Raw genomic sequence first — 24,585 nt, forward strand, 5'->3', positions numbered from 1 at the left:
CCCACATGGATCACACACTTCACACCGTCTGGCAACAACTCACGCTGTGGTGGCAGGCCGCGTTCGGCCCGGTCGCCGGCACGCTGGGCAGCGCCACCGCGCACCTCGACATGACCAGCCTGCTGGCGCTGGCGGCGGCCCTCGGTTGGGCCAGCGGGCTGCGGCTGTACCTGGTGGTGTTTGTGGTGGGCTTGAGTGGTGCGCTGGGGCTGTGGGCCTTGCCCGGCGGCTTGCAGGTGTTGCAGCACCCGGCGCTGCTGGTGGTCAGCGGCGGGCTGCTGTTCGTGGAGTTTTTTGCCGACAAGATTCCCGGCCTCGATTCGCTGTGGGACCTGCTCAACAGCGTGTTGCGGGTGCCTGCGGGTGCGGCCTTGGCGGCTGGGGTGTTTGGTGCCGACAGCGCCACCATGGCCCTGGTGGCCGCCTTGCTGGGCGGCACGCTGGCGGCCAGCAGCCAGGTGGCCAAGACCACCACCCGCGCGGCCATCAACACCTCGCCCGAACCGTTTTCCAACGTGCTCGCCAGTCTGGTCGAGGACGGGTTGGTGCTGGGCGCCCTGTGGCTGGCCACGAACCACCCGCTGGTCTTTGCGGGCGTGTTGACGGTGGTGGTGGTCCTCGCCGCGTGGATCACCTGGGTGTTGCTGAGTTTTCTGCGGGCCGCATGGCACCGCTTGTCCCGACTGTTTTCCGCTTCTGAAAAGGTGGCTTAGATGTTCTCCAAGATTTTGATTGCCAACCGCGGCGAGATCGCCTGCCGCGTGGCCGCCACCGCACGCCGCCTGGGCGTGCGCACCGTGGCCGTGTGCTCCGACGTCGATGCCCACGCCAAACACGTGGCCCTGTGCGACGAGGTGGTCAACCTCGGCGGCGCCGCGCCCAAGGACAGCTACCTCAAGTGGCAAGCCATCATCGACGCCGCCCGCGCCACCGGCGCGCAGGCCGTGCACCCCGGCTACGGCTTTCTGAGCGAGAACGAGGCGTTTGCCGACGCCTGCACCCAGGCCGGCCTGGTCTTCATCGGCCCGCCCTCATCGGCCATCCTGGCCATGGGCCTCAAGGCCGAGTCCAAGCAGCTGATGGAGAAGGCCGGTGTGCCCCTGGTGCCGGGTTACCACGGCAGCAACCAGGACCCGGTCCTGCTCAAGGCCGAGGCCGAGCGCATCGGTTACCCCGTGCTCATCAAGGCCAGTGCGGGTGGCGGCGGCAAGGGCATGCGCGCGGTGGACAAGGCCGAAGACTTCGAGGCCGCGCTGGCATCGTGCAAACGCGAAGCCATCAACAGCTTTGGCAGCGACGCGGTGCTGATCGAAAAATACGTGCAGCGCCCGCGCCACATCGAGATCCAGGTGTTTTGCGACACCCACGGCAACGGTGTGTACCTGTTCGAGCGCGACTGCTCGGTGCAGCGCCGCCACCAGAAGGTGCTGGAAGAAGCACCCGCGCCTGGCCTCTCGCCCGAGATGCGCCAGCAGATGGGCCTGGCGGCCGTGGCCGCCGCGCGTGCGGTGAACTACGTGGGCGCCGGCACGGTGGAGTTCATCGTGGAGCAGCGCGATGATCCGAGCGCTGCGCCGGGCCGCCCCAAGCAAGCGAGCACCCCCTCGGGGGGCAGCGAACCACACGAAGTGGGAAGCGTGGGGGGCAACAAGCCCGTCATGAACTTCTTCTTCATGGAGATGAACACCCGCCTGCAGGTGGAGCACCCCGTGACCGAGGCCATCACCGGCCTCGATCTGGTGGAGTGGCAGCTGCGCGTGGCCTCGGGCGAGCCGCTGCCGCTCAAGCAGGACGAGCTGCGCATGCACGGCCACGCCATCGAAGCGCGCATCTGCGCCGAGAACCCCGACAAGCAGTTTCTGCCCGCCACCGGCACCTTGCGTGTGTACCGCAAACCCGACGCCAGCGCCTTCACCCATGGGGCCGTGCGTGTGGACGATGGCGTGCGCCCCGGCGACACCATCAGCCCCTACTACGACAGCATGATCGCCAAGCTCATCGTGCACGGCGACACCCGCGAACAGGCCCTGGCCCGGCTTGATGTGGCCCTGGCCCAGACCCACATCGTGGGCGTGGCCAACAACGTGCAGTTCCTGCGCCATGTGGTGCGCAGCCCGTCGTTTGCACAAGCCCAACTGGACACCGCGCTCATCCCGCGCGAGGCCGCCGTGTTGTTCAAGCAGGAGCCGCTGGGCCTGGCGCTGGCGGCGGCGGCGGCCGTGTCGCAAACCTTGCACGATGAGGCGCAACAGGCCGGCAGCGACCCGTTCAGCCGCCGCGACGGCTGGCGCTCACACGGCGAGTTCGTGCGCCGTTTCGCTTTTGTGTTTGGTGGCGAAACGGTGCAGGCCCAACTGCGCTACGCCCACGATGGCGCCCTGGCCCTGACGGTCGGCGAGGGCGAAACCGCCGTGACCGGCCCGCTGGTATGGCGTGTGACCGGTGCTGGCCTTGAAGTCGCCTTCAACGGCCAGCGCACCGAACTGCGGGTGGACTGGCAGGGCGAAACCGCCCATGTGTTTGCGGCGCAGGGCGCCACCCAGATTGTCGAGATCGATCTGCTGGCCCACGCGGGCGAGGCGGCCAGCGAGGGCGGGCGCCTTACCGCGCCCATGCCGGGCAAGGTGGTGTCGTTTGCGGTGAAAGCGGGTGACAGCGTCAAGAAGGGCCAGGCCCTGGCGGTGCTGGAGGCCATGAAGATGGAACACACCATCGCCGCCCCCGGTGATGGGCAGGTGGCCGAACTGCTGTACGCCCCCGGCGATCAGGTGGCCGAAGGGGCCGAGCTGATCAAGTTGACCCCGGCATGACCGGGGCATGGCGACGGTGTGTGGGGCGTGCCCAGCGCAGCGGCCGATAATCGCGGATCGATCATCCCGCGTTGCCGATAGCCCCCATGGACGTCACCTACATCAGTTTCTGTTGCACCGACACCAAACCCGAGCCCTGGCTCAGTGGCTTGCGCGCGGCCATCCCGCGCGCGCTGGTGGACGTGTGGCAGCCCGGTGCGCCCCGCGCCGATTACGCGGTGGTGTGGTCGCCACCCCAGCAGTTCATCGACGAGCAGATCCGCCTCAAGGCCATGTTCAACATCGGTGCGGGGGTGGATGGTCTGCTCAAACTGAAGTTGCCGAGCGAGCTGGCGGTGGTGCGCTTGGACGACGCCGGCATGTCGGTGCAAATGGCCGAGTACGTGTGCCATGCGCTCATCCGCCACTTCCGCGAATTCGACGGCTACGAGGCCGATGTGGCCGAGGGCAAATGGTCGTACCGCAAACCCCGCAGCCGCGCCGATTTTCCCGTGGGCATTTTGGGCCTGGGCGTGTTGGGCCAGCGCGTGGCCCAGGCCGTGGCCCAGTTTGATTTTCCGGTGCGTGGCTGGAGCCGCACGCCGCACAAGATGCCGGGTGTCACCACCTTCAGTGGCGAAGCCGAGTTCAATGAGTTCCTGGCCGGCACACGGGTGCTGGTCAACCTGTTGCCGCTCACGCCGCAGACCGAAAACATCCTGCGCCGCGACACCCTGCAGCGCCTGCTGCCCGGGGCTTACCTCATCAACGTGGCGCGCGGCGCCCACCTGGTGGACGACGACCTGCTGGCCTTGCTCGACATGGGGCACCTGGCCGGTGCCACGCTCGACGTGTTCCGCACCGAGCCCTTGCCGGCAGGCCACCCTTTCTGGAAACACCGCCGCATCACCGTCACACCCCACACTTCGGCGCGCACCCTGCGCGACGAATCCATTGCCCAGATTGCCGCCAAGATCGAGCGACTGCGCGCCGGCGAAGCGCCCAGCGTGCTGCCGGGGTTTGTGGACCCGGCGCGCGGGTATTGACAACGTGTGGCTCAGCGGAACTCAGTCCACCCTTGCTGGTTTGGTGCTCGCGGTTCCCAAGGTCGACATCGCTGAAGCATTGCCATGAGTTACCCCAAACCCTGGCTCACTTTGGAGCAGCAGCTGGAAAAGCTGCGGTCGCGAGGCATGCACGTCTCCGATCCGGCCAAGGCCTTGACCTATTTGCACCGCATTGGCTATTACCGCCTTAGCGGGTATTGGTTTGCCTTTCGCGAGCGCTCGATGCCTTGCTGTGTGTGGGATCCGCGGAACGACAGACGGCAAGGCAAGGTGGAGACGTTGGCGCTGGACGGTTTCAAACCCGGCACGACGTTTCAGAACGCGGTCGATCTGTATGTGTTCGACAAGGAATTGCGCCTGCTCGTGTTGGACGCGCTGGAGCGTGTGGAGATTGCGCTGCGGGTGGACGTGTCCCACATGCTGGGCCAACTGGATGCTTTTGCGTATCTGCGTCCCGCTCTCTTTCACCACACATTCAGCCAGGAGCTGAACCGAGACACCGGCGTGACCCGGCATCACGAGTGGCTGACCAAACATGCGCAGCTGATCCAGCGGTCGAAAGAAGAGTTTGTGACCCACAACCGCGCCAAATACGGCTTGCCGCTGGCCATGTGGGTGGCTTGTGAGGTGTGGGACTTCGGCACACTTTCCACCTTGTTCGGGGGCATGCGCGAGGCGGAGCAGGATGCGATTGCGGCGAAATATGGGGTGCGCAACGGGCGGGTGTTTGCCACCTGGCTGCGAAGCTTGAACTATTTGCGCAATGTCTGCGCCCACCACAGCCGTCTGTGGAACCGCAACATCGTTGACCAACCCAGACTGCCGTCGGAGGCGGAGATGCCTTGGGTTGCTGGCTTTGAGGGCAACCCTCATGCGTTGGCCAGGTGTTTCCTGCTGCTGCGGATACTCCGGCAGTTGTTGGGGGTGATCAATCCCACGTCGTCATGGCCGGACCGCATGCGCGAACATCTGGCGTCGTTTCCAGAGCTTGGGCACTTGGGGCTCAACGTGGCTGGCATGGGAGCGCCCATGGATTGGCCGGCCACTTGGGCGTGACGTAAACAAACGATCGGCAATAAAAAACCCCCAAGCAACTTGGCTGCCGAGGCAGTTGCGTTGAAGGGGGCCGTGTTGCACGAATATTAGCAGAAAGAGGCAAAGCAGTGACCACCAACAACATCCCCACCCGCGTCAAACTCATCGACGTCGGCCCCCGCGACGGGCTGCAGAACGAAAAACAGCCGGTGCCGGCGGCGGTCAAGATCGAGCTGGTGCACCGCTTGCAGGCCGCTGGCCTGAAAGAGATAGAGGTCACGTCCTACGTGAGCCCGAAGTGGGTGCCGCAGATGGCCGACAACCACGAAGTCATGGCCGGCATGACGCGCCAGCCCGGTGTGCGCTACAGCGTACTCACGCCCAACATGAAGGGATTCGAGGCCGCGCTGCTGGACCAGCCCGACGAGGTTGTCGTCTTTGGCGCCGCCAGCGAGGCCTTCAGCCAGAAGAACATCAACTGCAGCATCGCCGAAAGCATCGAGCGTTTTGCCCCCGTGGTGCAAGCCGCGCTGGCGGCCGGTATTGCGGTGCGCGGCGCCATGAGCTGCACCGTGGGTTGCCCTTACGAAGGCGAGGTGGCGCCCGAGCGTGTGACCATGCTGGCGCGGCTCATGAAAGGCATTGGCGTGCAGCGTGTGGACGTGGCCGACACCATCGGTGTGGGCACGCCGCTGAAGGTGCAGCGCGCCATCGAGGCGACGCTGCCGCATTTCGACATCGACCACATCTGCGGTCATTTCCACGACACCTACGGTCAGGCCTTGTCCAACACCTACGCCGCTTTGCAGATGGGCGTGTGGAATTTCCAGTCCTCCGTGGCCGGGCTGGGCGGTTGTCCTTACGCCAAGGGTGCCACCGGCAACGTGTCCACCGAAGATGTGGTCTACCTGCTGCAAGGTCTGGACATTGACACCGGCATTGACCTCGATGCCCTGGTCGATGCCGGTGCGTTTATCAGCAGCGCGCTTGGCCGCAAACCCAACTCGCGTGTGGCCACGGCCCTTCTCAACAAACGGGTAGGCTGATAAAATCCTTACAAAATTAGTTTTTGTAAGGGATTCCGCCGTGCACAACGCCACCGTCACCAGCAAAGGCCAGACCACCATCCCCAAAGAAGTGCGGGATGGACTGGGCCTGCAGCCGCAAGACAAGCTCAACTTCACGCTCTTGCCCGACGGCACGGTGATCATGCGGGCCAAGAAGCGGCAATTGGCCGATCTGCAAGGCATAGCGGGCTACACAGGGCCGGCCATTCCCGTGGAAGAGATGAAAGCCTGGAAGTGACCGAACGCTTGGGGCTGGACACCAATGTGGTGGCGCGGCTGGTGCTGGCCGACGACCCGACCCAAACCGACCAGGCGGCGGCGTTGATCCGTGGCGCGCGCAGCGCTGGCCGGCAACTGGTGTTGGGCCTGCCCACGGTGCTGGAGCTGGAATGGGTGCTGCGCAGCCGCGCACGCCTGGACAAGGCGGCGGTGCTGCGGGTGGTCAAGGGTTTGCTGGAATCGCAAGACTTGGAAATCGACAACGAACACACGCTGGAGCAGGCGGTTTACCACTACGAGAATGGCAGCGCCGATTTTGCCGACTGCCTGTTTGCGGCACACTACCGCGCCCTCGGGTGCACCGCCATGTTGACCTTCGACCGCCAAGCGGGCCATCTGCCCGGTGCCCAGTGGCTGGGCCCGGCATCACCGGAAACACATTGAACGCCATGGAATTACAAACCTGGATCGCCTATTTCGTGGCCTCTTGGGCCATAGCTTTGTCGCCCGGCTCGGGGGCGGTGTTGTCCATGAGCCATGGCCTCGCCTATGGCGTGAAAAAGACCACGGCCACCATCTTTGGGCTCCAACTGGGGCTGTCCGTCATCCTGCTGGTGGCCGGCATGGGCGTGGGGGCCTTGCTGCTGGCGTCGGCCACGGCCTTTCTGGTGGTCAAGGTGCTGGGCGCGGGCTACCTGATCTGGCTGGGCTGGTCGCAGTGGCGCGCGCCGGTGGCCGCCCAGACCGATGCGACGCTGCTGCCCAATGCCGACCTCAGCGTGCGTCAACGGGTCACGCGCGGTTTCATCACCAACGTCACCAACCCGAAAGGCATTGTGTTCATGGTGGCGGTGCTGCCGCAGTTCATCGACCCCCAACGCCCCATGGGCTTGCAGCTGCTGATCTTGCTGGTCACCACCGTGGCGGTTGATCTGGTGGTGATGCACGGCTACGCCTGGCTGGCCTCCAGCCTGCAGGCCTGGATGCGTGGTGCCCGTGCGCGGCTGCTGCAGAACCGTGTGTTCGGCGGTGTGTTGATGGCCATGGGCGCCAGTTTGTTGATGGTGCGCCGGGGCGCCAGCGCCGCCGCTTGAAGAGACGTTTCCCATGAGTGAAAAAAACCTGCCTGAGGGTGTGTTGCGCGTGACCGCCGAGTTGGCGCGTCTGGGCCACCCGCACGCGCCCGTGATGCTGGACGACGCGGCACGCACCGCCCAACAGGCCGCTGACGCCCTGGGGGTGGGCCTGGGCCAGATCGCCAAGAGCATCGTGTTCAAACGCAAACCCGATGGCGCGGCGGTGCTGGTGGTCACCTCGGGCGACAAACGCGTGGACGAAAAAAAGGTGCAGGCGCTGGTGTGTGCCGAAGGTCAGAAGCTGGGCCGCGCCGATGCCGACTTCGTCAAGACCAGCACCGGGTTCTCCATCGGCGGGGTGTCGCCCGTGGCCCATGCCCAGGCGCCCGTGCTGCTGGTGGACCGCGAGCTGTTCCGGTTCGAAGTCATCTGGGCGGCAGCGGGCCACCCGCACGGCGTGTTCCGCCTGGCACCGCAGGACCTGGGGGTTTTGACCGGTGCGCCGGTGGCCGATGTCGCTCTCGACTAAGCTGCCAACGTGATCCACCCGACAACACCCCTGACCCTGGCCCGTGCGCGCAAAACCGCGGCCGTGCCTTCGCCTTGTGTGGGCGTGTGCCGCATGGTGCCTGCCACCGGTTTGTGCGAAGGCTGCTGGCGCAACATCGACGAGATAGTTGCCTGGGGCCGCGCCAGCGACACCGAACGGCTGCGCATTTGGGGCTTGATCGAGGCCCGTCAGGCCGAGGCCGTTTCGGGCTCGTAAAACGCGAATCCGCTGTGCGCCTGTTTGGCGCGGTACATGGCGGCGTCGGCATGGCGCAGCAGTTCGGTCAGCGTCCGCCCGTGTTCCGGGCACCGCGCGATGCCGATGCTGGCGTCCACGCTGATGAGATGCCCGGCGTGCAGCAAAGGCTGTTGCACCGCCTCGCACAGGCGTTGGGCCATGGCCGCGAGTTGTGCCGGTGTCTGACGTCCACCCAGCAGCACCACGAACTCGTCGCCACCGAGCCGCGCCACCAGGTCGCCCTCGCGCATTTGGCTTTGCAGGCGCCGCGCCACCTCGATCAGCAGGCGGTCGCCCACTTCGTGGCCGTAGGTGTCGTTCACGGGCTTGAAGCGGTCCAAGTCGAGCAACATCACCGCGTGGGCTTGTTGGTCGGCGTCCAGCTGTTCGGCGCGTTGGCTCAGGCCCACACGGTTGGCCAAACCCGTCAACGCGTCGGTGGCCACGGCCTCGGCCAGGTGGTCGGCCTCGCGGCGCAGCTCGGTCTGGCGTTGGCGCAGCAGGCGCACACGCGCACTGAGGGCGTAGGCAAACACCAGCATCTCGGCCACCACACCGATCTGCAGGCCGTTGGCCAACAAAAATGGCGCGTTGATGATGCCCCAGTTGACGCCGACCACCACCAACACAGAGAGGAACAACAGGGCTTGCCCACACAGGTACCAGGCGGCGGGCGCAAAGCCTTGGCGCCACACGCGAACCGCCGCCCAGGCGGCGAGCAAGGTGCCCGCAGCGGCACAGAATTCCACCATTTGTTGCGCCCAGGCGGTGTGGCCTGCCAGCGCCAGCAACGCAGCCATGACCGCTGCGGCGATCACCCCCCACACCAGGCGGTTGGCCCAGAGCAACCGTCTGGGCAGTTCCAGAAAGCCCCGGCACAGCAGTGCGCCAAACAGAATCCACAGTGCCGAACCCAGCGTGTTGCTGCGCTGCTGTCCCCAGGGCCAATCGCCCAGCAGGTAGTGGGCCACGTGGCCATTGAAGCTGGCCAAGGTGAAGAGGGCGGCGGCGCAAGTGAGCACGTACAACCCGTAGCTGTCGTGCCGGAACACATAGGCCAGCACCAGGTTGTAGACCAGCAGCGCAAACAGGATGCCATAGACGATGCCATCGAACAGGCGTTTGTGCTGGCGCGATTGCAGGTAGGTCACGGTGTCCCAGGCCGACACCTCCAGTGTCTGTGATGAGCGTGATTGCAGCCGCATGAACACCACGTAGCGGCCCGCCTGCTCCAGTTGCAGCCGCATGGCCGGTCTTTCGTTCGCCACCGGCCGGGTGGCGTAGGCCTGCACCAGGCCGGTCAGCACGGGGGGTGCCAGCGCCTGGCCGCGCGCGTCAAAGGGGCCAAAAAAGCGCACGTCGTCGATGGCGGTGGTGTGCAGGGCCAGCACCCAGTCGCCGTGGTGGCGGGCCTGTTCCACTTCCATGCGCAACCAATGAACCTGTTCATCCTGCCCGCTGCGTGTGCCGGGCACCATGGGCTCAAAACGGCCCGCCGCATGGGCGGCTTGTGCGCCAGCCAGATCGGCGTCGCCCGAGGTGTCCACCCAGTGCAGCGCCTGGGCGCCCACGGGCTGACCACGGCCTTCGGCGCGATCCAGCAGCACGGCGGCAGGCGCCAGCGTTTGCCAGCACAACAGGCAGAGGCACAACGCTGCCCGCCACAGCCCGCGCCAGGCGCAGGGTAGGGGGGTCATTGTTTTTGTTTCAGAATGGCCATGGCTCAACTGTACCCATGACGCGGTGTCCTGGGCGGGGCCTCCACCTTTGTTGCCGTGAAGACCATCACTTTTTTCTACGACGTGATTTCGCCTTATGCCCACCTGGCCTTTAAGGCCTGGCCGCAGGCCATGGCGGGCGTGGGCCATCGGGTGCGCCATGTGCCGGTGTTGTTTGCGGGTGTGCTGGCCCACCACGGCCAGTTGGGCCCGGCCGAGATCGCGCCCAAGCGCGACTGGACCTACCGCCAGGTGGCCTGGCTGGCGCACCGCGCCGGTGTGCGCCTGGACATGCCGGTGCACCACCCCTTCAACCCGCTGGCGTTGTTGCGCCTGGCGGCTGCGTGCGCCCTGTCGCCTGCTGCCCAGGGTGGCACCAACCGCTTCGTGACAGAGGCCTTGTTTCACCACGTGTGGCACGGTGGTGGCGATCCCAACGACCCGGTCCGGCTGGCTGGCTTGCAGCAGCGTCTGGCCGAGCACATGGCCGAGTGTGGTCACCCCATGTCCGAGCCCGACAGCCCCGAGGTGAAACAGCGCCTGCGCGCCAACACCGAGGCGGCCATCGCGGCGGGGGTGTTCGGTGTGCCCACGTTCGAGGTCGACGGGCGCCTGTTCTGGGGGCAGGACGCCTTGCCCATGCTGCGCGCGTATCTGGAGGGCGATGCGTGGTTCAGCAGCGGGGCATGGGAGGCGGCCGCCCAGGTGGGGGCCGGGGTGGCGCGGGCGCGTTGAGGCGGGCGGCTCAGTCCGGAAAGGCGTCGCTCAAGGCCAGGGCCGTGCCCGTGCCACTGGCGTCGTAGCCACTCAGGGCCGCCACGCGGGCGCGGAAGGCCGGGGACTGCAACACGGACAGGACCGGCGGCAGCTCACCTTGCGCGAGCGGGTTGGTGGCCAGCGCAAAGAAGTAGCGTTCGCGTTGCAAAGGGATGAAATGCAGGCCGAAGCGCTGGGCCGCCGTCTGCACGCCCAGGCCCACGTCGGCCATGCCACTGGCCACAAAGGCGGCCACGGCCGCGTGGGTCAGTTCGGTCGTGTTGTAGCCGGTGATGGCTGCGGGCGCGATGCCGTGGCGGCGCAGCAGCAGCTCGGTCAGCATGCGGGTGCCCGAACCCTCGGGGCGGTTGACGAAGCGCACGCCCGCCCGGGTCAGGTCGGCCAGGCCGCGCACGCCCAGCGGGTTGCCCGGCGCCAGAAACAGCCCCTGGGTGCGCACCGCCAGCAGCACCAGGCGGTGCCGCTCGGGCTTGAGCCATTGCAGGTAGCGCTGCGCGGCTTCGTGCTGCAGTTCGCCCAGCGGCACGTGAAAGCCCGCCAGATCACATTCGCCACGCGCCAACGCCGCCACCGCTTCCAGGCTGTTGCGGTAGCGCAGATCGATGGGCACGCGCCGCGCGGTCAGCAGCTCGTGCAGGGCCGCCACCGCAAAGCCGTGGCTGGCGTGAAGACGGCACACGGGCCTTTGCCGGCGTTGGGCGCCCGCCAGTTCGCCACCCATCTCGGAACCCATCGAGGCCAGCAAGGGTTGCAGGCGTGCGGCAATCCGCGCATCGGCCCAAACCATCCGCTGGGCGGCATCGCTCAGGTGGGAGCCCCGTCCTCGTTCGCGGCTCACCAGGGATTGCCCCAACAGCCGTTCTCCCTCACACACCAGCCCCCAGGCCTTGCGATAAGACAAGCCAATGTCGCGGCCCGCCTGCGCGATGCTGCCACTGTCCTGCACCGCCGCGAGCAGGGTCAGCAACGTGCTCACATCCAGCGTGTCGCCGGCCTCGCGCTCGAGGTGCCATTGGGGTTGGAGGGTGAAACGCAGCATCGTTCAATTATGCAATGGTGTGCATATTAAAACGCGGAGGCGGTGCTACGCTGCCTGGATGAACGAGACAACCACACCATCCAACGGGCGCCTGACTGGCGTGCAAGCGGTGCCCCTGCGCCGCATGGATTTGCCGGGCAAAGGCCGGCTGCGAAACACCCCCAAGGGCCGGCAGGTGGCCCCCGCCGACCGCGCCCGCGTGGCGGCTTTGTGTGACGGCCTGGCGCCGCGCGCCGATCTGCTGATCGAACACCTGCACCGCCTCAACGACACCGAAGGTGCCCTGCGCAAAGGCCAACTGGCCGCGCTGGCCGAGCACCTGCGGCTGAGCCAGGTCGAGGTGTTCGAGGTCGCCAGCTTCTACCACCACTTCCAGATCGTGGACGACGACGCGGCGGTGCCGCGCACCACGGTGCGGGTGTGCACCAGCCTGTCGTGTTCCATGGCCGGGGCTTCATCGCTGCTGCATGGGTTGCAGGCCAAGCTGGCGGGCGATGCGTCGGTGCAGGTGATCGAAGCACCTTGCATTGGGCAGTGCCACCAGGCGCCCGCCGCCTGCGTGGGCCAGCACCAGGTGCCGCAGGCCAGCGTGGCCTGTGTGACCGACCTGCTGGCGCGGGGCGAGACCGCGCCGCGTGTGCTGGTGCCGTCTGACGCCGACAGCGACTACACCCAGCTGCGCCGCCTGCTGGGCGGCGCACTCACGCCCGACCAGGTGCTGGCCGAACTCAAGGCATCTCAGCTGCGTGGCCTGGGCGGGGCGGGTTTTCCGTCCTGGCGCAAGTGGGAAACGGTGCGTGCCCAGCCCGGCCGCAAGGCCATGGTGGTCAACATCGATGAGGGCGAGGTCGGCACCTTCAAGGACTGGCAGGTGCTCACCACCACGCCACACCGGGTGCTGGAGGGCCTGTTGATCGCTGCGCTCACCGTGGGCGCCGAGGATGTGTGGCTCTACCTGCGCGACGAATACCACGACGGCCGCGTGATCCTGACCCAGGCGATCGAAGCCTTGAAGCAGCGCCTGCCCGCCTGGCAGCACAAGTACCCCGGCTGGACCTGGCCGGCCATCGAGCTGCGGCGCGGCGCTGGCGCTTACGTGTGCGGCGAGGAATCGGCCCTGATCGAATCGGTGGAAGGCAAACGCGGCATGCCACGCCTCAAGCCGCCCATCGTCGCGGTCAACGGGGTGTTTGGCCGGCCCACGCTGGCCCACAACCTGGAGACGCTGTGGTGGCTGCCCGAAATTCTTGACAAAGGCGGTGCCTGGCTGGCCGGCCAGGGCCGGCGCGGGCGCAGCGGGCTGCGGCGCTTCAGCGTGTCGGGCCGGGTCAACCGGCCAGGTGTTTATCTGGCGCCAGCCGGCATCACGCTCAACGAACTGGTGGCGGAATACGCGGGCGGCCTGCCCGCCGGCCACACCCTCAAGGCCTACTTGCCGGGCGGCGCGTCGGGCGGCATCCTGCCGGCGGCGCTGGCCGACGTGCCCTTGGACTTCGACACCCTGGCCGAACACGGCGCCTTTGTCGGCTCCATGGCGGTGGTGGTGCTGAGTCAGCACGACAGCGTGCGCGACGCGGCACTGAACCTCATGCGCTTCTTCGAGCACGAGTCCTGCGGGCAGTGCACACCTTGCCGTGCCGGCACGGTGCAGTCGGTGCAACTGATGACCGAACCCACCTGGGACACGGAACGCCTGGCCGAGCTGTCGCAGGTCATGCGCGACGCGTCCATTTGTGGCCTGGGCCAGGCCGCGCCCAACCCCTTCGATTCGGTGTTGCGATTTTTCCCTGAGGAGGTGCAATGATGAGCGCCAACGATTTGCCCAAAACCGATTTCACGCTCAACGGCCAAGCCGTGCAGGCCCTGCCCGGTGAGTCCATCTGGCAGGTGGCCCAGCGTGTGGGCGTGGACATCCCGCACCTGTGCCACAAACCCGGCCTGCCCAGCGCGGGCAACTGCCGCGCCTGTGTGGTGGAGGTGGCTGGTGAGCGGGTGCTGGCGGCCTCGTGCTGCCGCGCGCCGCAGGCCGGCATGGTGGTGCGCTCCGACAGCGAACGCGCGCAGCGCTCGCAAAAAACCGTGCTGGAACTGCTGCTGGCCGATGCCGGCGACAACACCTCCGCGCTCAAACAGAACAGCGAACTGGCGCGCTGGGGCGAGGCCGTGGGCGCCGATGCACAACGCTACCAGCGCCGCGCGCCAGCCTGCAGCGACGCCAGCCACCCGGCCATGCACGTCAACCTCGACGCCTGCATCCAGTGCACCCGCTGCATCCGCGCCTGCCGCGACATCCAGGGCAACGACGTGCTGGGCCTCGCCTTCCGGGGCGGCCACGCGCAAATCATCTTTGACCAGGCCGACCCCATGGGCCACAGCACCTGCGTGGCTTGTGGCGAATGTGTGCAGGCTTGCCCCACCGGCGCCATCGCACCGGCCAACGGCAGCTACGCCCGCGTGGCCGACAAAACGGTCGATTCGGTCTGCCCCTACTGCGGCGTGGGCTGCCAACTGACCTACCACGTCAAGGACGGCAAGATAGACCACGTGGAAGGCAAACAAGGCCCGGCCAACGAAGGTCGGTTGTGTGTGAAAGGCCGCTTTGGCTTCGACTACGCCCACAGCCCGGACCGCCTCACGCGGCCGCTGATCCGCCGCGCCGACGCGCCCAAGGACGCGACCAACGTGATGCGCCGTGATTGGAAAGAGCTTTTCCGCGAAGCCACCTGGGACGAGGCGCTCGACGCCGCTGCCGCCGGCTTTCAAAAGGCACTGGCCAGCACGCCGGAGCGTGGTCGCGCGAGCCCGGTGTCGGGCTTCGGTTCGGCAAAGGGCACGAACGAAGAGGCCTACCTGTTCCAGAAGCTCATCCGCACCGCATTTGCCACTCACAACGTCGACCACTGCACCCGCTTGTGCCACGCCTCCAGCGTGGCCGCGCTGATGGAAGGTGTGGGCTCGGGTGTGGTGAGTAACCCGCTGCGCGACGTGGAACATGCCGAGCTGATCTTCGTCATCGGCGCCAACCCGGCCCAAAACCACCCGGTGGGCGCGAGCTGGATGAAAAACGCCGTAAAGCGCGGCGCCAAGCTGGTGCTGGCCGACCCGCGACGCACCGAGCTGGCCCGCCATGCCTGGAAGTTCCTGGGCTTCACGCCGGGCAGCGACGTGGCCTTGCTCAACGGCATGCTGCACGTCATCGTCACCGAGGGGCTGACCGACGCCGCTTTTGTGCGCGACCGCACGCTGGACTTTGAACAGCTCAAGGCCCACGTGGCCGACTTTGCGCCCGAGGTGGTGGCGCCCGTGTGTGGCATTGATGCCAACACCATCCGCGAGGTGGCGCGCGCGTTTGCCACGTCCAAGGCCAGCATCATTTTGTGGGGCATGGGTGTGAGCCAGCACAGCCACGGCACCGACAACGCGCGTTGCCTGATCGCACTGTCCATGGTCACCGGCCAGATCGGCCGCCCGGGCACCGGCCTGCACCCCCTGCGCGGGCAGAACAACGTGCAGGGCGCCAGCGACGCCGGCCTTATCCCCATGGTCTTCCCTGACTACCGGTCGGTGAGCGACGCCGCGGCCCGCGCCCACGCCGAAGAAGTGTGGCGCCTCTCCCCAGGCACGCTGGGCGCGCAGCCCGGCCTCACGGTGGTGGAAATCATCAACGCCGCCTACGACCGTCAGATCCGCGCCATGCTCATCCAGGGCGAAAACCCGGCCATGAGCGACCCCGACGCCGGCCACGCCCGCGAGGCCCTGGCCCGGCTGGACCACCTGGTGGTGCAGGACATCTTCCTGACCGAAACCGCCAGCCTGGCCGACGTGGTGTTGCCCGCCACCGCCTGGCCCGAAAAAACCGGCAGCGTGACCAACACCGACCGCTGCGTGCAGATCGGCCACAAGGCGCTGAACGCGCCGGGCGAAGCCCGCGCCGACGCTTGGATCACCGAGCAGATCGCACGCCGGCTGGGGCAGGACTGGCGCTACGACATCCACGCCGACGGTACCGCCAGCGACAACCCGGCGCAGGGCATTGGTGCGGTGTTCGAGGAAATGCGCGCCCTCATGCCCAGCATCGCCGGCCTGTCGTGGCCGCGCCTGTGGCGCGAGCAGGCGGTGGTCTACCCCGTGCACGACCTGGGCGACCCCGGCCAGGCGGTGGTGTTCACCGACCACTTTCCCACCCCCACCGGCCGCGCCCGCTTGGTACCCGCCACGCCCACGCCACCGGCCGAAGTGCCCGATGCCGACTACCCCCTGGTGCTCATCACCGGCCGCCAGCTGGAGCACTGGCACACCGGCAGCATGACGCGCCGCGCCAGCGTGCTCGACGCGTTGGAACCCTTGCCCAGCGTGAGCCTGCACCCCACCACCGCTGCCAAGCTGGGGCTGCTGGCGGGTGGGCAGGCGCGGGTGCGTTCGCGGCGGGGTGTTGTCACGCTCAGCGTGCGGGTGGACGATGGCATGCCGCTGGACACCGCCTTCATCCCCTTCGCCTACGCCGAAGCCGCGGCCAACCTGCTGACCAACCCGGCACTCGACCCGGCGGCCAAAATCGCCGAGGTCAAGTACTGTGCGGTGGCCATCGAGGCGGTGGAGGGGGCGGCGGTGGCCGAGGCTTGATCTGACGCAAGGGACGCGGTTCACAATTGACCGATACTGACGTTTTCTGAAAAAGGAGACCCCTCATGTTCAAGAAAGTCCTCGTGCCCTCCGACGGTTCCGACCTGGCCCACAAGGCCGCCGAGTTCGCCGCCGACCTGGCCAAGGTGCACGGCGCCGAAGTGATTGGCGTGTACGTGATCGACCCCTTCCCCTACATCGGCATCGGCGACGCCTCGGCCGTGGGCTTGCAGGCCTACCTGAGCGAGGCCAAGCAGGCCGCCAACCGCTCGCTCGAAGTGCTGGCCGACAGCTGCAAGCAGCGCGGCGTGGCCTTCGCGGGCGACACCATCGAACGCTCGGTGGTCTATGAGGGCATCACCGAAACCGCCAAGGCCGAAGGCTGCGATCTGATCGTCATGGGCTCGCACGGCCGCAAGGGCATGGAAGCGCTGTTCCTGGGCAGCGTGGCCCAGAAGGTGCTGACCCACGCCAAGGTGCCGGTGCTGATCGTCAAGTGACACCCGTCACGCCCCGCGTGCGGCAAAGCCCCGCAACCCCGCTGCGGGGCGGATCGCCTCCTAGAATGTTCGCCTCCCACCAGGCGAACCCATGTCATCACCCGAATCCCCCCGCGGCCTGATCCGCCTTCACGGCGCCCGCCAGCACAACCTCAAGAACCTCGACGTCGATTTCCGCACGGGTGAGCTGACGGTGGTCACCGGCCCCAGCGGGTCGGGCAAGTCCAGCCTGGTGTTCGACACGTTGTACGCCGAGGGCCAGCGCCGCTACGTCGAGACCTTCAGCGCCTACGCGCGCCAGTTTCTGGACCGCATGGACAAGCCGGCGGTGGACAAGGTGGAAGGCGTGCCGCCGGCCATTGCCATCGACCAGACCAACCCGGTGCGCAGTTCGCGCTCCACGGTCGGCACGATGACGGAGCTGAACGACCACCTGAAGCTGTTGTTTGCGCGTGCCGGCCATTTGTTCGATCGCCAGACCGCCTTGCCAGTGCGGCACGATTCCACCGAGTCTGTTTATGCGGAATTGCAGCGCCGCTGTGCGGAGGCGGACGACCCGCGCATCGTGCTGACCTTTCCGGTGGAACTGCCGGCGGGCACATCGGCGGAAGAAGTGGCGCAGTGGCTGTCGGCCAGCGGTTTCACCAAGGTGCAAGCCGAACGCGAGGTGGCCACCGTCACCGGGCCGCGTAAGCTGCTGGACGTGGTGGCGGATCGCTTTCGCATGGGCAACGCGGAAAAGGCGCGTGTCGTCGAAGCCATCGAGGTGGGTCTCAAGCGGGGCAGTGGACGCCTCACCGTCTACAAGCTCAACGACGAGGCCGAGCCCGAGCTGTGGAAGTTCTCCACCGGCCTGCACTGCCCGGAAAGCGACATCCGCTACGCCGAGCCGCTGCCCTCCATGTTCTCGTTCAACTCGGCGGTGGGTGCGTGCGAGGCTTGCCGGGGTTTTGGCCGTGTGATTGGGGTGGACTATGGGCTGGTCATTCCCGACGCCAAGCTCACCCTGCGCGCGGGCGCCATCAAGCCCTTCCAGACGCCAGCCTGGTCGGAGTGCCAGGACGACCTGATGCGCCACGCCGAGGCCCACGGCATCCCGCGCGACACGGCCTGGAACAAGCTCTCACCCGAGCAGCAGCACTGGGTTATCCACGGCGAGGCCGGCTACAAGGACGGGCAGTGGGGCAAACGCTGGTACGGCGTGAAACGTTTCTTTGAGTACCTGGAGAGCAAGTCCTACAAGATGCACATCCGCGTGCTCTTGTCCAAGTACCGCAGCTATACGCCTTGTGAAACCTGCGGCGGCGCGCGCCTCAAGCTCGAAAGCCTGCTGTGGCGCATCGGCTCCAAGGTGGCGGCCGACGATGTGCTGCCCACCGATCGGCGCTTCTTGCCACGCGGCGTGGGCTGGAGCCGCGCGCAGCTCGAAGCCCTGCCGGGCCTGAGCCTGCACGACCTGATGCTGATGCCGATCGCGCGTCTGCGGCGCTTTTTTGACCTCATCAGTGCCGACGTGCTGGGCGGTGCGCGCGACGCCGAATCGCAGGCCCAGCGTCTGCTGTTTGAGGAAATCACCACCCGCCTCAAGTACCTGTGCGACGTGGGCATTGGCTACCTCACGCTGGACCGGCAGAGCCGCACCCTCAGCGGTGGCGAGGTGCAGCGCATCAACCTCACCACCGCCCTGGGCACCTCGCTGGTGAACACGCTGTTCGTGCTGGACGAACCCAGCATCGGCCTGCACCCGCGCGACATGGACCGCATCAACCAGGCCATGCTGCGCCTGCGCGACGCTGGCAACACCTTGGTGGTGGTGGAGCACGACCCGGCGGTGATGATGGCCGCCGACCGCGTGATCGACATGGGCCCCGGCCCCGGCGAGCGCGGCGGGCAGATCGTCTTCGACGGCCCGGTGGCCGCGCTGCGTCAGGCCGACACGTTGACCGGTGCCTACCTGGGCGGGCGCAAGCAAATCGGCATGGGCTTCAAGCGCATGGTGACCGACAACACGCCGCGCCTCATTCTTGAAGGGGCTCGCGAGCACAACCTGCAGAATGTGTCGGTGGACATCCCGCTGCAGCGCCTGGTGGTGGTGACGGGTGTGAGCGGCTCCGGCAAGTCCACGCTGATACAGGACGTGCTGGCGCCGGCGCTGATGCGCCACTTTGGCCGCGCCACCGAATCGCCTGGCGCACACGACCGCTTGTTGGGCGCCGATTTGCTGGCCGACGTGGTCTACGTGGACCAGTCGCCCATCGGGAAAACGGCGCGCTCCAACCCGGTCAGTTACGTGGGCGCCTGGGACGCGATCCGCAGCCTCTTTGCCGATGCGCCGGTGTCGCGCCAGCGCGGCTACACGCCGGCCAAGTTCAGCTTCAACAGCGGCGACGGGCGCTGCCCCACCTGCGGTGGCTCGGGTTTCGAGCACGTGGAAATGCAGTTCTTGAGCGACGTGTACCTGCGTTGCCCCGACTGCGACGGCAAGCGCTACCGGCCCGAGATTCTGGAGATCAAGATCGAGCGTGGCGGGCGTTTCATCAACGTGGCCGACGTGCTGGAGCTGACGGTGAGCGAGGCGGCCAGCGTGTTCCACCACGACCGCGAGGTGATCCGCGCGCTGCAGCCCATCGTGGACGTGGGCCTGGAATACGTGCGCCTGGGTCAGCCCGTGCCCACGCTGTCGGGCGGCGAGGCGCAGCGCCTCAAGCTTGCCGGTTTCCTGGCCGAGGCCGCCAAGACCGCGTCCAAGAGCCGCCAGCCGGTGGCGAAGAAGGGCACGCTGTTCCTGTTCGACGAGCCCACCACCGGCCTGCACTTCGACGACATCGCCAAGCTCATGCGCGCGCTGCGCAAGCTGCTGGACGCTGGCCATTCGCTGGTGGTGATCGAGCACAACCTGGACGTGATGCGCGCGGCCGACTGGTTGATCGACCTCGGCCCTGAGGGCGGCGACGGCGGCGGCCTCATCGTGGCCGAGGGCACACCCGAAGACGTGCGCGAACACGCCGACACCCACACCGCGCGCGCGCTGCGTGAGTACGCGGCGGCCATGACGCCGGTGGTGGCGGTGGCCGAGCAGGCGGCGGTGTACGCCGCCCCACGCGCGCCCACGGGCCCCGACAGCATTCAGATCGTCAATGCCCGTGAGCACAACCTCAAGGGTCTGAGCGTGGACATCCCGCGTGGCAAGTTCAACGTCATCACCGGCGTCAGCGGCTCGGGCAAAAGCACACTGGCCTTCGACATCCTGTTCAACGAAGGCCAGCGCCGCTACCTCGAATCGCTCAACGCCTACGCGCGCAGCATCGTGCAGCCGGCCGGCCGGCCCGAGGTGGACGCGGTCTACGGCATACCGCCCACCGTGGCCATCGAACAGCGGCTGTCACGCGGCGGGCGCAAGTCCACCGTCGGCACCACCACCGAGGTCTGGCACTTCCTGCGCCTGCTTTACGTGAAGCTGGGCACACAGCACTGTGTGCACGATGGCGCGGCGGTGCAGCCGCAGACGGCCGACCGCATTGCCGCCCAGTTGCTCACCCAGTACCGGGGGCAGCACATCGGCCTGTTGTCGCCGCTGGTGGTCAACCGCAAGGGCGTCTACACCGAGCTGGCCGACTGGGCCCGCCCGCGCGGCTACACGCATTTGCGCGTGGACGGCGAGTTCCTGCCCACCACCGGTTTTCCGCGCATCGACCGCTTCAAGGAACACAGCATCGAGCTGCCTGTGGCCAGCCTGGACGTGAGCCCCGAAAATGAGGATTTGCTGCGCGAGAAACTGGCGCTGACGCTGGAACATGGCAAGGGTGTTCTGACGGTGCTCAGCGGCATCACCACACTGGCCGACGCCATGCGCGGTGGCCATTCCACGGCGGGCATTGGCCACACCGAAACCTTCTCCACGCTGCGGGCCTGCCCGGTGTGTGCCACCTCGTATGCCGAACTGGACCCGCGTCTGTTCTCCTACAACAGCAAACACGGCTGGTGCCCCGATTGCGTGGGCACCGGTGTGAAGCTGAGCAAGGAGCAGCGCAAGGCCATGGACGACTCGGTGCGCGACGACAAGGAAAAAGGCCGCGAACAGACCTTTGCCGAGCCTGAGCTGGAAGACGTGGCCGACGTGGCCTGCCCCAGCTGCGAAGGCACGCGCCTGAACACCACCGCGCGCGCGGTGAAGTTTGCGGGCGTCGGTATCACCGACATCGCGCGGCTGTCGGTGCTGGACGTGCGGCGGTGGGTGGAGTCTCTGTCGCTCGAAGGTGCGATGAGCGACCGCGAAATCGGCATCGCGCGCGATCTGATTCCCGAGATCAAGGGGCGGCTGGAGTTCCTCGAAGAGGTGGGCCTGGGCTACCTCACGCTGGACCGGGGCGCGCCCACGCTCAGCGGCGGCGAGGCGCAGCGCATCCGCCTGGCCGCGCAACTGGGCAGCAACCTGCAGGGCGTGTGTTACGTGCTGGACGAGCCCACCATTGGCCTGCACGCGCGCGACAACCAGATCCTGCTGGGCGCCCTGCACAAGCTGGGCGACATGGGCAACACCCTGGTGGTGGTGGAGCACGACGAAGACACCATACGCCGCGCCGACCACATCATCGACATCGGGCCCAGCGCCGGCAAGCGTGGTGGGCGGGTGGTGGCGCAGGGATCGGCGCAAGACCTGTCGGATGCCGCCGAATCGGTGACCGGGCGCTACCTGCTCAACGCCATCCGCCACCCGCTGCATCCCAGGCGCGAGGTGAATCCCGCGCAAGGCCCGTGGCTGGCGGTCCACGGCGCACAGCTGCACAACCTGCAGCGGGTGGACGCGGCGGTGCCGCTCAAGCGCCTGGTGGCCGTGACCGGCGTCAGCGGCTCCGGCAAATCCACGCTGGCACGTGATGTGTTGCTGGCCAACGTGTCGGCCGCCGTGTCACAGGCGTCCACCAAGGCCGGGCGCGACGCGCTTGCCGCCGGCAAGGTCCAGCTGTGGACGGGTTGCGCATCGGTCGAGGGATGGGGCTTTGTGGACCGCGTGCTCGAAGTCGACCAAACCCCCATTGGCAAAACACCGCGCAGCTGCCCCGCCACCTACATCGGCTTTTGGGACACGGTGCGCAAGCTGTTTGCCGACACGCTGGAGGCCAAGGCGCGTGGCTATGGTCCGGGCCGCTTCAGCTTCAACACCGGCGAAGGCCGCTGCCCCAGCTGCGAAGGCCAGGGCGTGCGCACCATCGAGATGAGTTTCCTGCCCGACGTGAAGGTGCCCTGCGAGGCCTGCCACGGCGCCCGCTTCAACCCCGAGACCCTGGCCGTCACCTGGCGCGGCAAAAGCATTGGCGACGTGCTGCAGATGGAGGTGGACGAAGCGGTGGACTTCTTCGCAGCCATGCCCGCCATCGCCCACCCGTTGCAACTGCTCAAAGACGTGGGCCTGGGCTACCTCACCCTGGGCCAACCCAGCCCCACGCTCAGCGGTGGCGAGGCGCAGCGCATCAAGCTGGTGACCGAACTCAGCAAGGTGCGCGACGAGGTGGGGCGGCGCGGCCAGAAGGCGCCACACACGCTGTACGTGCTCGACGAACCCACCGTGGGCCTGCACATGGCCGACGTCGAAAAACTCATCCACGTGCTGCACCGCCTGGTCAACGGCGGCCACAGCGTGGTGGTGATCGAACACGACCTGGATGTGATTGCCGAAGCCGACTGGGTGCTGGACCTGGGTCCGGAAGGCGGCTCGGCCGGCGGTCAGATTGTGGCGGCCGGCACGCCGGAGCATCTGGTGGCGCTGGGCACACACACGGGGTTGGCGCTGGCGCCGGTGTTGGCGCGGGGGCGTTGATGCCGTTCAGCGTTTGAACAACAGGTGGTCCACCGACCACCTGCCACCGCCGTGTGCCAGCAAGTACAGCAGTGGTGCGGCCCAGCTCAGGTGGGTGGGCCAGGCGCTGGGGTAGACGAAGACCTGGATCACCGCCGTCATGCCGAGCAGGCCCAGGGCGCCCAGGCGCGTGCCCAGACCCAGGAACAACATCAGCGGCAGCAGGTGTTCGGCGTAGGTGGCCAGGTGGGCGGCCCACACCGGCGAAATCAGCGGCAGAGCGTAGTCCTGTTCGAACAGCAGCAGGGCGGTGTCGCTCACGTTCAGCCCACCGTCCACCTTGGTGCGGCCCGAAAGGAAAAAGATGCTGCCGACACCAAAGCGGCTGGCCAGGGCGATGAGGTCGTCGGGCACGGCGCGGGACAGCAGGGTGTTCAGGCGTGGGCGCCAGCCGGCGGCGGTGGGCAGGGTCTGGGTGGTCATGTGGGGTCCTCTGTAACTTCGGTGTGGGTGAATGCGCCTTGTGTCAGCAGCAGGGCCAGCGTGGCGGCCAGGTCCATCTCGGGTTCACGTGTCAGTGCGGTATGCACTGCGTCGGCGATGGTGTGGCCGGCCGCGCAGGCATCGAGCAGCGCACACCCGCCGGCCGACAGCGGCGCCCACAGCACCTGGTCGTGTGGGCGGGTCAACAGCGCCCCTTCGCCCACCCAGGCGGCGGGGTTGGGGTCGTCGTGTTGTTCGCGGGCGGCACGCCACAGGCTGAACAACGGCAGCTCGTCATGCCAGTGCCAGCGGGTGGCGGGGTGCAGGCGCAGTGTCGTGGTGTGCAAGGTGTTGGCGTCCCATGTGGCCATGGCATGGGGCGGCAGTGGCGCGGCGTCGGCGGCCACATGGGCCTGCGTCCACAGCCAGTCGAGCTGTGCCACACCCGCCAGGTAGGGCAGGCCAGCCGCAGGTGCGAAGGTCTGCAGAAAGGGTGGGAAGCCCGCGCCGTAGCGCAACAGGCGGCCATCTTGTGGCGGCTGGGCGCGCACGTGTTCGGTGGCGGCAGCCCGGAACCAGTCGTTGCCCACCAGCCGCAGCACGCTGGGGAATTGCGCGGCCAGCGCGTCCACACAGCCTTTGGTACACGTGTTGCGGTAGACGGCAAAGCCTGGCTGGTTCAGCCACTCGGCCCGTGGGGCATCGTGGGGAGCCAGCAGTGCCTGCCAGAAGGCGGGCATGAGCGCGAGGTTGGCGTCGGCGGTCATGCGGTCACCTCGTGTTCGGCCAGCAGCCGGTGGGCGCGGTTGCGCTCCCGCATCAAGGTGGCGAAGTCGGGCAACTGTTCGTCGCGCTCGATCAGCGTCGGGCGCGGGCCGATGTCGGTGATCAGGTCGGCGTAGAGCTGCCACACGGCCTCGCTCACGGGTGTGTCGTGTCCGTCGATCAACAGCTGGGCGCCCAGTTGGGGGTCGGTATGGTGGCCGGCCAGGTGGATTTCCATCACGGCATCTGCATCGTAGGCGCGCAGCATGCGTGCGGCGTCAAAACCCAGGTTGTGCGCCGACACGTACACGTTGTTCACGTCCAGCAGCAGGCCACAGCCGGTGCGGCGCACCAGCTCGTTCATGAAGTCGGGCTCGCGCCAGGTGTGGCCGGGCAGGGTGATGTAGTGCGAGGGGTTTTCGATGGCGATGCGCCTGCCCAGGGCTTGCTGCGCTTCATCGATGTGGGTGGCGGTGCGGGCCAGGGCCGCGTCGTCGCGCACAAACGGCAGCAGGTCGGGCAGCACCTGCCCCCCCCATGTGCACCAGGCCAGGTGTTCGGACACCAGGGCCGGGTTCAGTTGTTGCACCAGAGCGCTCAGGCGCAACAGGTGGCTGCGGTCGGGCCGGTCGAGGCCGGCCAGCGACATGGACACACCGTGCAGCGACAGCGGATGCCGTTCGCCCACGGCCTGCAACCACGCCAGGCGCGGACCGCCGTCCACGAGGTGGTTTTCGGGGTGCACCTCCAACCACAGGCCGGCCGACGTGTCGGCCAGGGCCTCGGCAAAGTGGGCGGGCTTGAGGCCCAGGCCGGCGGTCAGCATGACGCTGCTCTCCAGGC

At 67.3% G+C, this 24,585-nt stretch carries 20 protein-coding genes; 15 read left to right on the forward strand and 5 right to left on the reverse strand.

The window, feature by feature from the left end; all coding sequences use genetic code 11:
* Window positions 1-5: 5 nt before the first annotated feature.
* The 10 genes from ACFQPB_RS01970 to ACFQPB_RS02015 all read left to right on the forward strand — a co-directional run bounded on the left by ACFQPB_RS01970 (window position 6) and on the right by ACFQPB_RS02015 (window position 8,019).
* Entirely contained in the window at window positions 6-713 is a 708-nt protein-coding gene (locus ACFQPB_RS01970) for a DUF4126 domain-containing protein (protein ID WP_382219361.1), read from the forward strand.
* Complete coding sequence (locus ACFQPB_RS01975) at window positions 714-2,810, forward strand: ATP-binding protein (protein WP_382219363.1); 2,097 nt, start codon at window positions 714-716, stop codon at window positions 2,808-2,810. It abuts the gene before it with no gap.
* A gap of 86 nt (window positions 2,811-2,896) precedes the next feature.
* Window positions 2,897-3,835 carry a 2-hydroxyacid dehydrogenase gene (locus tag ACFQPB_RS01980; protein WP_382219365.1) on the forward strand — a complete coding sequence of 313 codons (939 nt, stop codon included), beginning with the start codon at window positions 2,897-2,899 and terminating at the stop codon, window positions 3,833-3,835.
* Between the two features lie 111 nt (window positions 3,836-3,946).
* Complete coding sequence (locus tag ACFQPB_RS01985; RefSeq protein ID WP_382219366.1) at window positions 3,947-4,912, forward strand: Abi family protein; 966 nt, start codon at window positions 3,947-3,949, stop codon at window positions 4,910-4,912.
* A 107-nt stretch (window positions 4,913-5,019) separates the two neighbouring features.
* Window positions 5,020-5,937, forward strand: coding sequence for a hydroxymethylglutaryl-CoA lyase (locus ACFQPB_RS01990; protein ID WP_382219368.1), 918 nt, complete (start codon window positions 5,020-5,022; stop codon window positions 5,935-5,937).
* Between the two features lie 40 nt (window positions 5,938-5,977).
* On the forward strand, window positions 5,978-6,196 hold the full coding sequence (locus ACFQPB_RS01995; protein ID WP_382219370.1) for an AbrB/MazE/SpoVT family DNA-binding domain-containing protein: 219 nt from the start codon (window positions 5,978-5,980) through the stop codon (window positions 6,194-6,196).
* Window positions 6,193-6,621, forward strand: a complete 429-nt coding sequence (locus tag ACFQPB_RS02000) for a PIN domain-containing protein (protein ID WP_382219372.1) — start codon at window positions 6,193-6,195, stop codon at window positions 6,619-6,621. The genes ACFQPB_RS01995 and ACFQPB_RS02000 overlap by 4 nt, the downstream gene beginning before the upstream one ends.
* 5 nt (window positions 6,622-6,626) lie before the next feature.
* Window positions 6,627-7,271: a LysE family transporter gene (locus ACFQPB_RS02005; RefSeq protein ID WP_382219374.1), complete on the forward strand. Its 645-nt coding sequence runs from the start codon at window positions 6,627-6,629 to the stop codon at window positions 7,269-7,271.
* A gap of 13 nt (window positions 7,272-7,284) precedes the next feature.
* Entirely contained in the window at window positions 7,285-7,782 is a 498-nt protein-coding gene (locus tag ACFQPB_RS02010; RefSeq protein WP_382219375.1) for a YbaK/EbsC family protein, read from the forward strand.
* 9 nt (window positions 7,783-7,791) lie between these two features.
* The gene (locus tag ACFQPB_RS02015; RefSeq protein WP_382219377.1) at window positions 7,792-8,019 is read left to right on the forward strand and encodes a DUF1289 domain-containing protein; all 228 of its coding nucleotides are present in this window, start codon (window positions 7,792-7,794) and stop codon (window positions 8,017-8,019) included.
* Here the strand turns inward: ACFQPB_RS02015 and ACFQPB_RS02020 are convergent.
* Window positions 7,992-9,737 carry a diguanylate cyclase domain-containing protein gene (locus ACFQPB_RS02020; RefSeq protein ID WP_382219379.1) on the reverse strand — a complete coding sequence of 582 codons (1,746 nt, stop codon included), beginning with the start codon at window positions 9,735-9,737 and terminating at the stop codon, window positions 7,992-7,994. The genes ACFQPB_RS02015 and ACFQPB_RS02020 overlap by 28 nt on opposite strands.
* Before the next feature lie 78 nt (window positions 9,738-9,815).
* On the opposite strand from ACFQPB_RS02020, the gene ACFQPB_RS02025 reads away from it, so the two are divergent.
* Complete coding sequence (locus ACFQPB_RS02025; protein WP_382219381.1) at window positions 9,816-10,493, forward strand: 2-hydroxychromene-2-carboxylate isomerase; 678 nt, start codon at window positions 9,816-9,818, stop codon at window positions 10,491-10,493.
* Between the two features lie 10 nt (window positions 10,494-10,503).
* Here ACFQPB_RS02025 and ACFQPB_RS02030 read toward each other — a convergent pair whose 3' ends face one another.
* Window positions 10,504-11,574 carry a substrate-binding domain-containing protein gene (locus ACFQPB_RS02030; RefSeq protein WP_382219383.1) on the reverse strand — a complete coding sequence of 357 codons (1,071 nt, stop codon included), beginning with the start codon at window positions 11,572-11,574 and terminating at the stop codon, window positions 10,504-10,506.
* Between the two features lie 58 nt (window positions 11,575-11,632).
* Here ACFQPB_RS02030 and ACFQPB_RS02035 point away from each other — a divergent pair, with 58 nt between their 5' ends.
* The 4 genes from ACFQPB_RS02035 to uvrA all read left to right on the forward strand — a co-directional run bounded on the left by ACFQPB_RS02035 (window position 11,633) and on the right by uvrA (window position 22,515).
* Window positions 11,633-13,378, forward strand: a complete 1,746-nt coding sequence (locus ACFQPB_RS02035) for an NADH-ubiquinone oxidoreductase-F iron-sulfur binding region domain-containing protein (protein WP_382219385.1) — start codon at window positions 11,633-11,635, stop codon at window positions 13,376-13,378.
* Window positions 13,378-16,197, forward strand: coding sequence for a formate dehydrogenase subunit alpha (gene fdhF / locus ACFQPB_RS02040; protein ID WP_382219387.1), 2,820 nt, complete (start codon window positions 13,378-13,380; stop codon window positions 16,195-16,197). The genes ACFQPB_RS02035 and fdhF overlap by 1 nt, the downstream gene beginning before the upstream one ends.
* A gap of 65 nt (window positions 16,198-16,262) precedes the next feature.
* Window positions 16,263-16,697 carry a universal stress protein gene (locus tag ACFQPB_RS02045; protein ID WP_382219389.1) on the forward strand — a complete coding sequence of 145 codons (435 nt, stop codon included), beginning with the start codon at window positions 16,263-16,265 and terminating at the stop codon, window positions 16,695-16,697.
* A gap of 91 nt (window positions 16,698-16,788) precedes the next feature.
* Window positions 16,789-22,515, forward strand: a complete 5,727-nt coding sequence (uvrA, locus tag ACFQPB_RS02050) for an excinuclease ABC subunit UvrA (protein WP_382219390.1) — start codon at window positions 16,789-16,791, stop codon at window positions 22,513-22,515.
* A 6-nt stretch (window positions 22,516-22,521) separates the two neighbouring features.
* On the opposite strand, the gene ACFQPB_RS02055 is transcribed toward uvrA, so the two are convergent.
* From ACFQPB_RS02055 to bufB, 3 genes are read right to left on the reverse strand one after another with little or no spacing between them, the layout of a single operon-like run.
* Entirely contained in the window at window positions 22,522-22,977 is a 456-nt protein-coding gene (locus tag ACFQPB_RS02055) for a DoxX family protein (RefSeq protein WP_382202066.1), read from the reverse strand.
* Window positions 22,974-23,744 (reverse strand): HvfC/BufC family peptide modification chaperone, encoded by a 771-nt coding sequence (locus ACFQPB_RS02060; RefSeq protein WP_382219392.1) that lies wholly within the window; start codon window positions 23,742-23,744, stop codon window positions 22,974-22,976. The genes ACFQPB_RS02055 and ACFQPB_RS02060 overlap by 4 nt, the downstream gene beginning before the upstream one ends.
* On the reverse strand, window positions 23,741-24,568 hold the full coding sequence (gene bufB, locus ACFQPB_RS02065) for an MNIO family bufferin maturase (protein ID WP_382219394.1): 828 nt from the start codon (window positions 24,566-24,568) through the stop codon (window positions 23,741-23,743). Before bufB ends, ACFQPB_RS02060 begins: the two co-directional genes overlap by 4 nt.
* Window positions 24,569-24,585 lie beyond the last annotated feature (17 nt).

Origin of the sequence: Hydrogenophaga atypica (assembly GCF_042665215.1) — a bacterium.
GTDB classification, from domain to species: Bacteria; Pseudomonadota; Gammaproteobacteria; order Burkholderiales; family Burkholderiaceae_C; genus Hydrogenophaga; species Hydrogenophaga defluvii_A.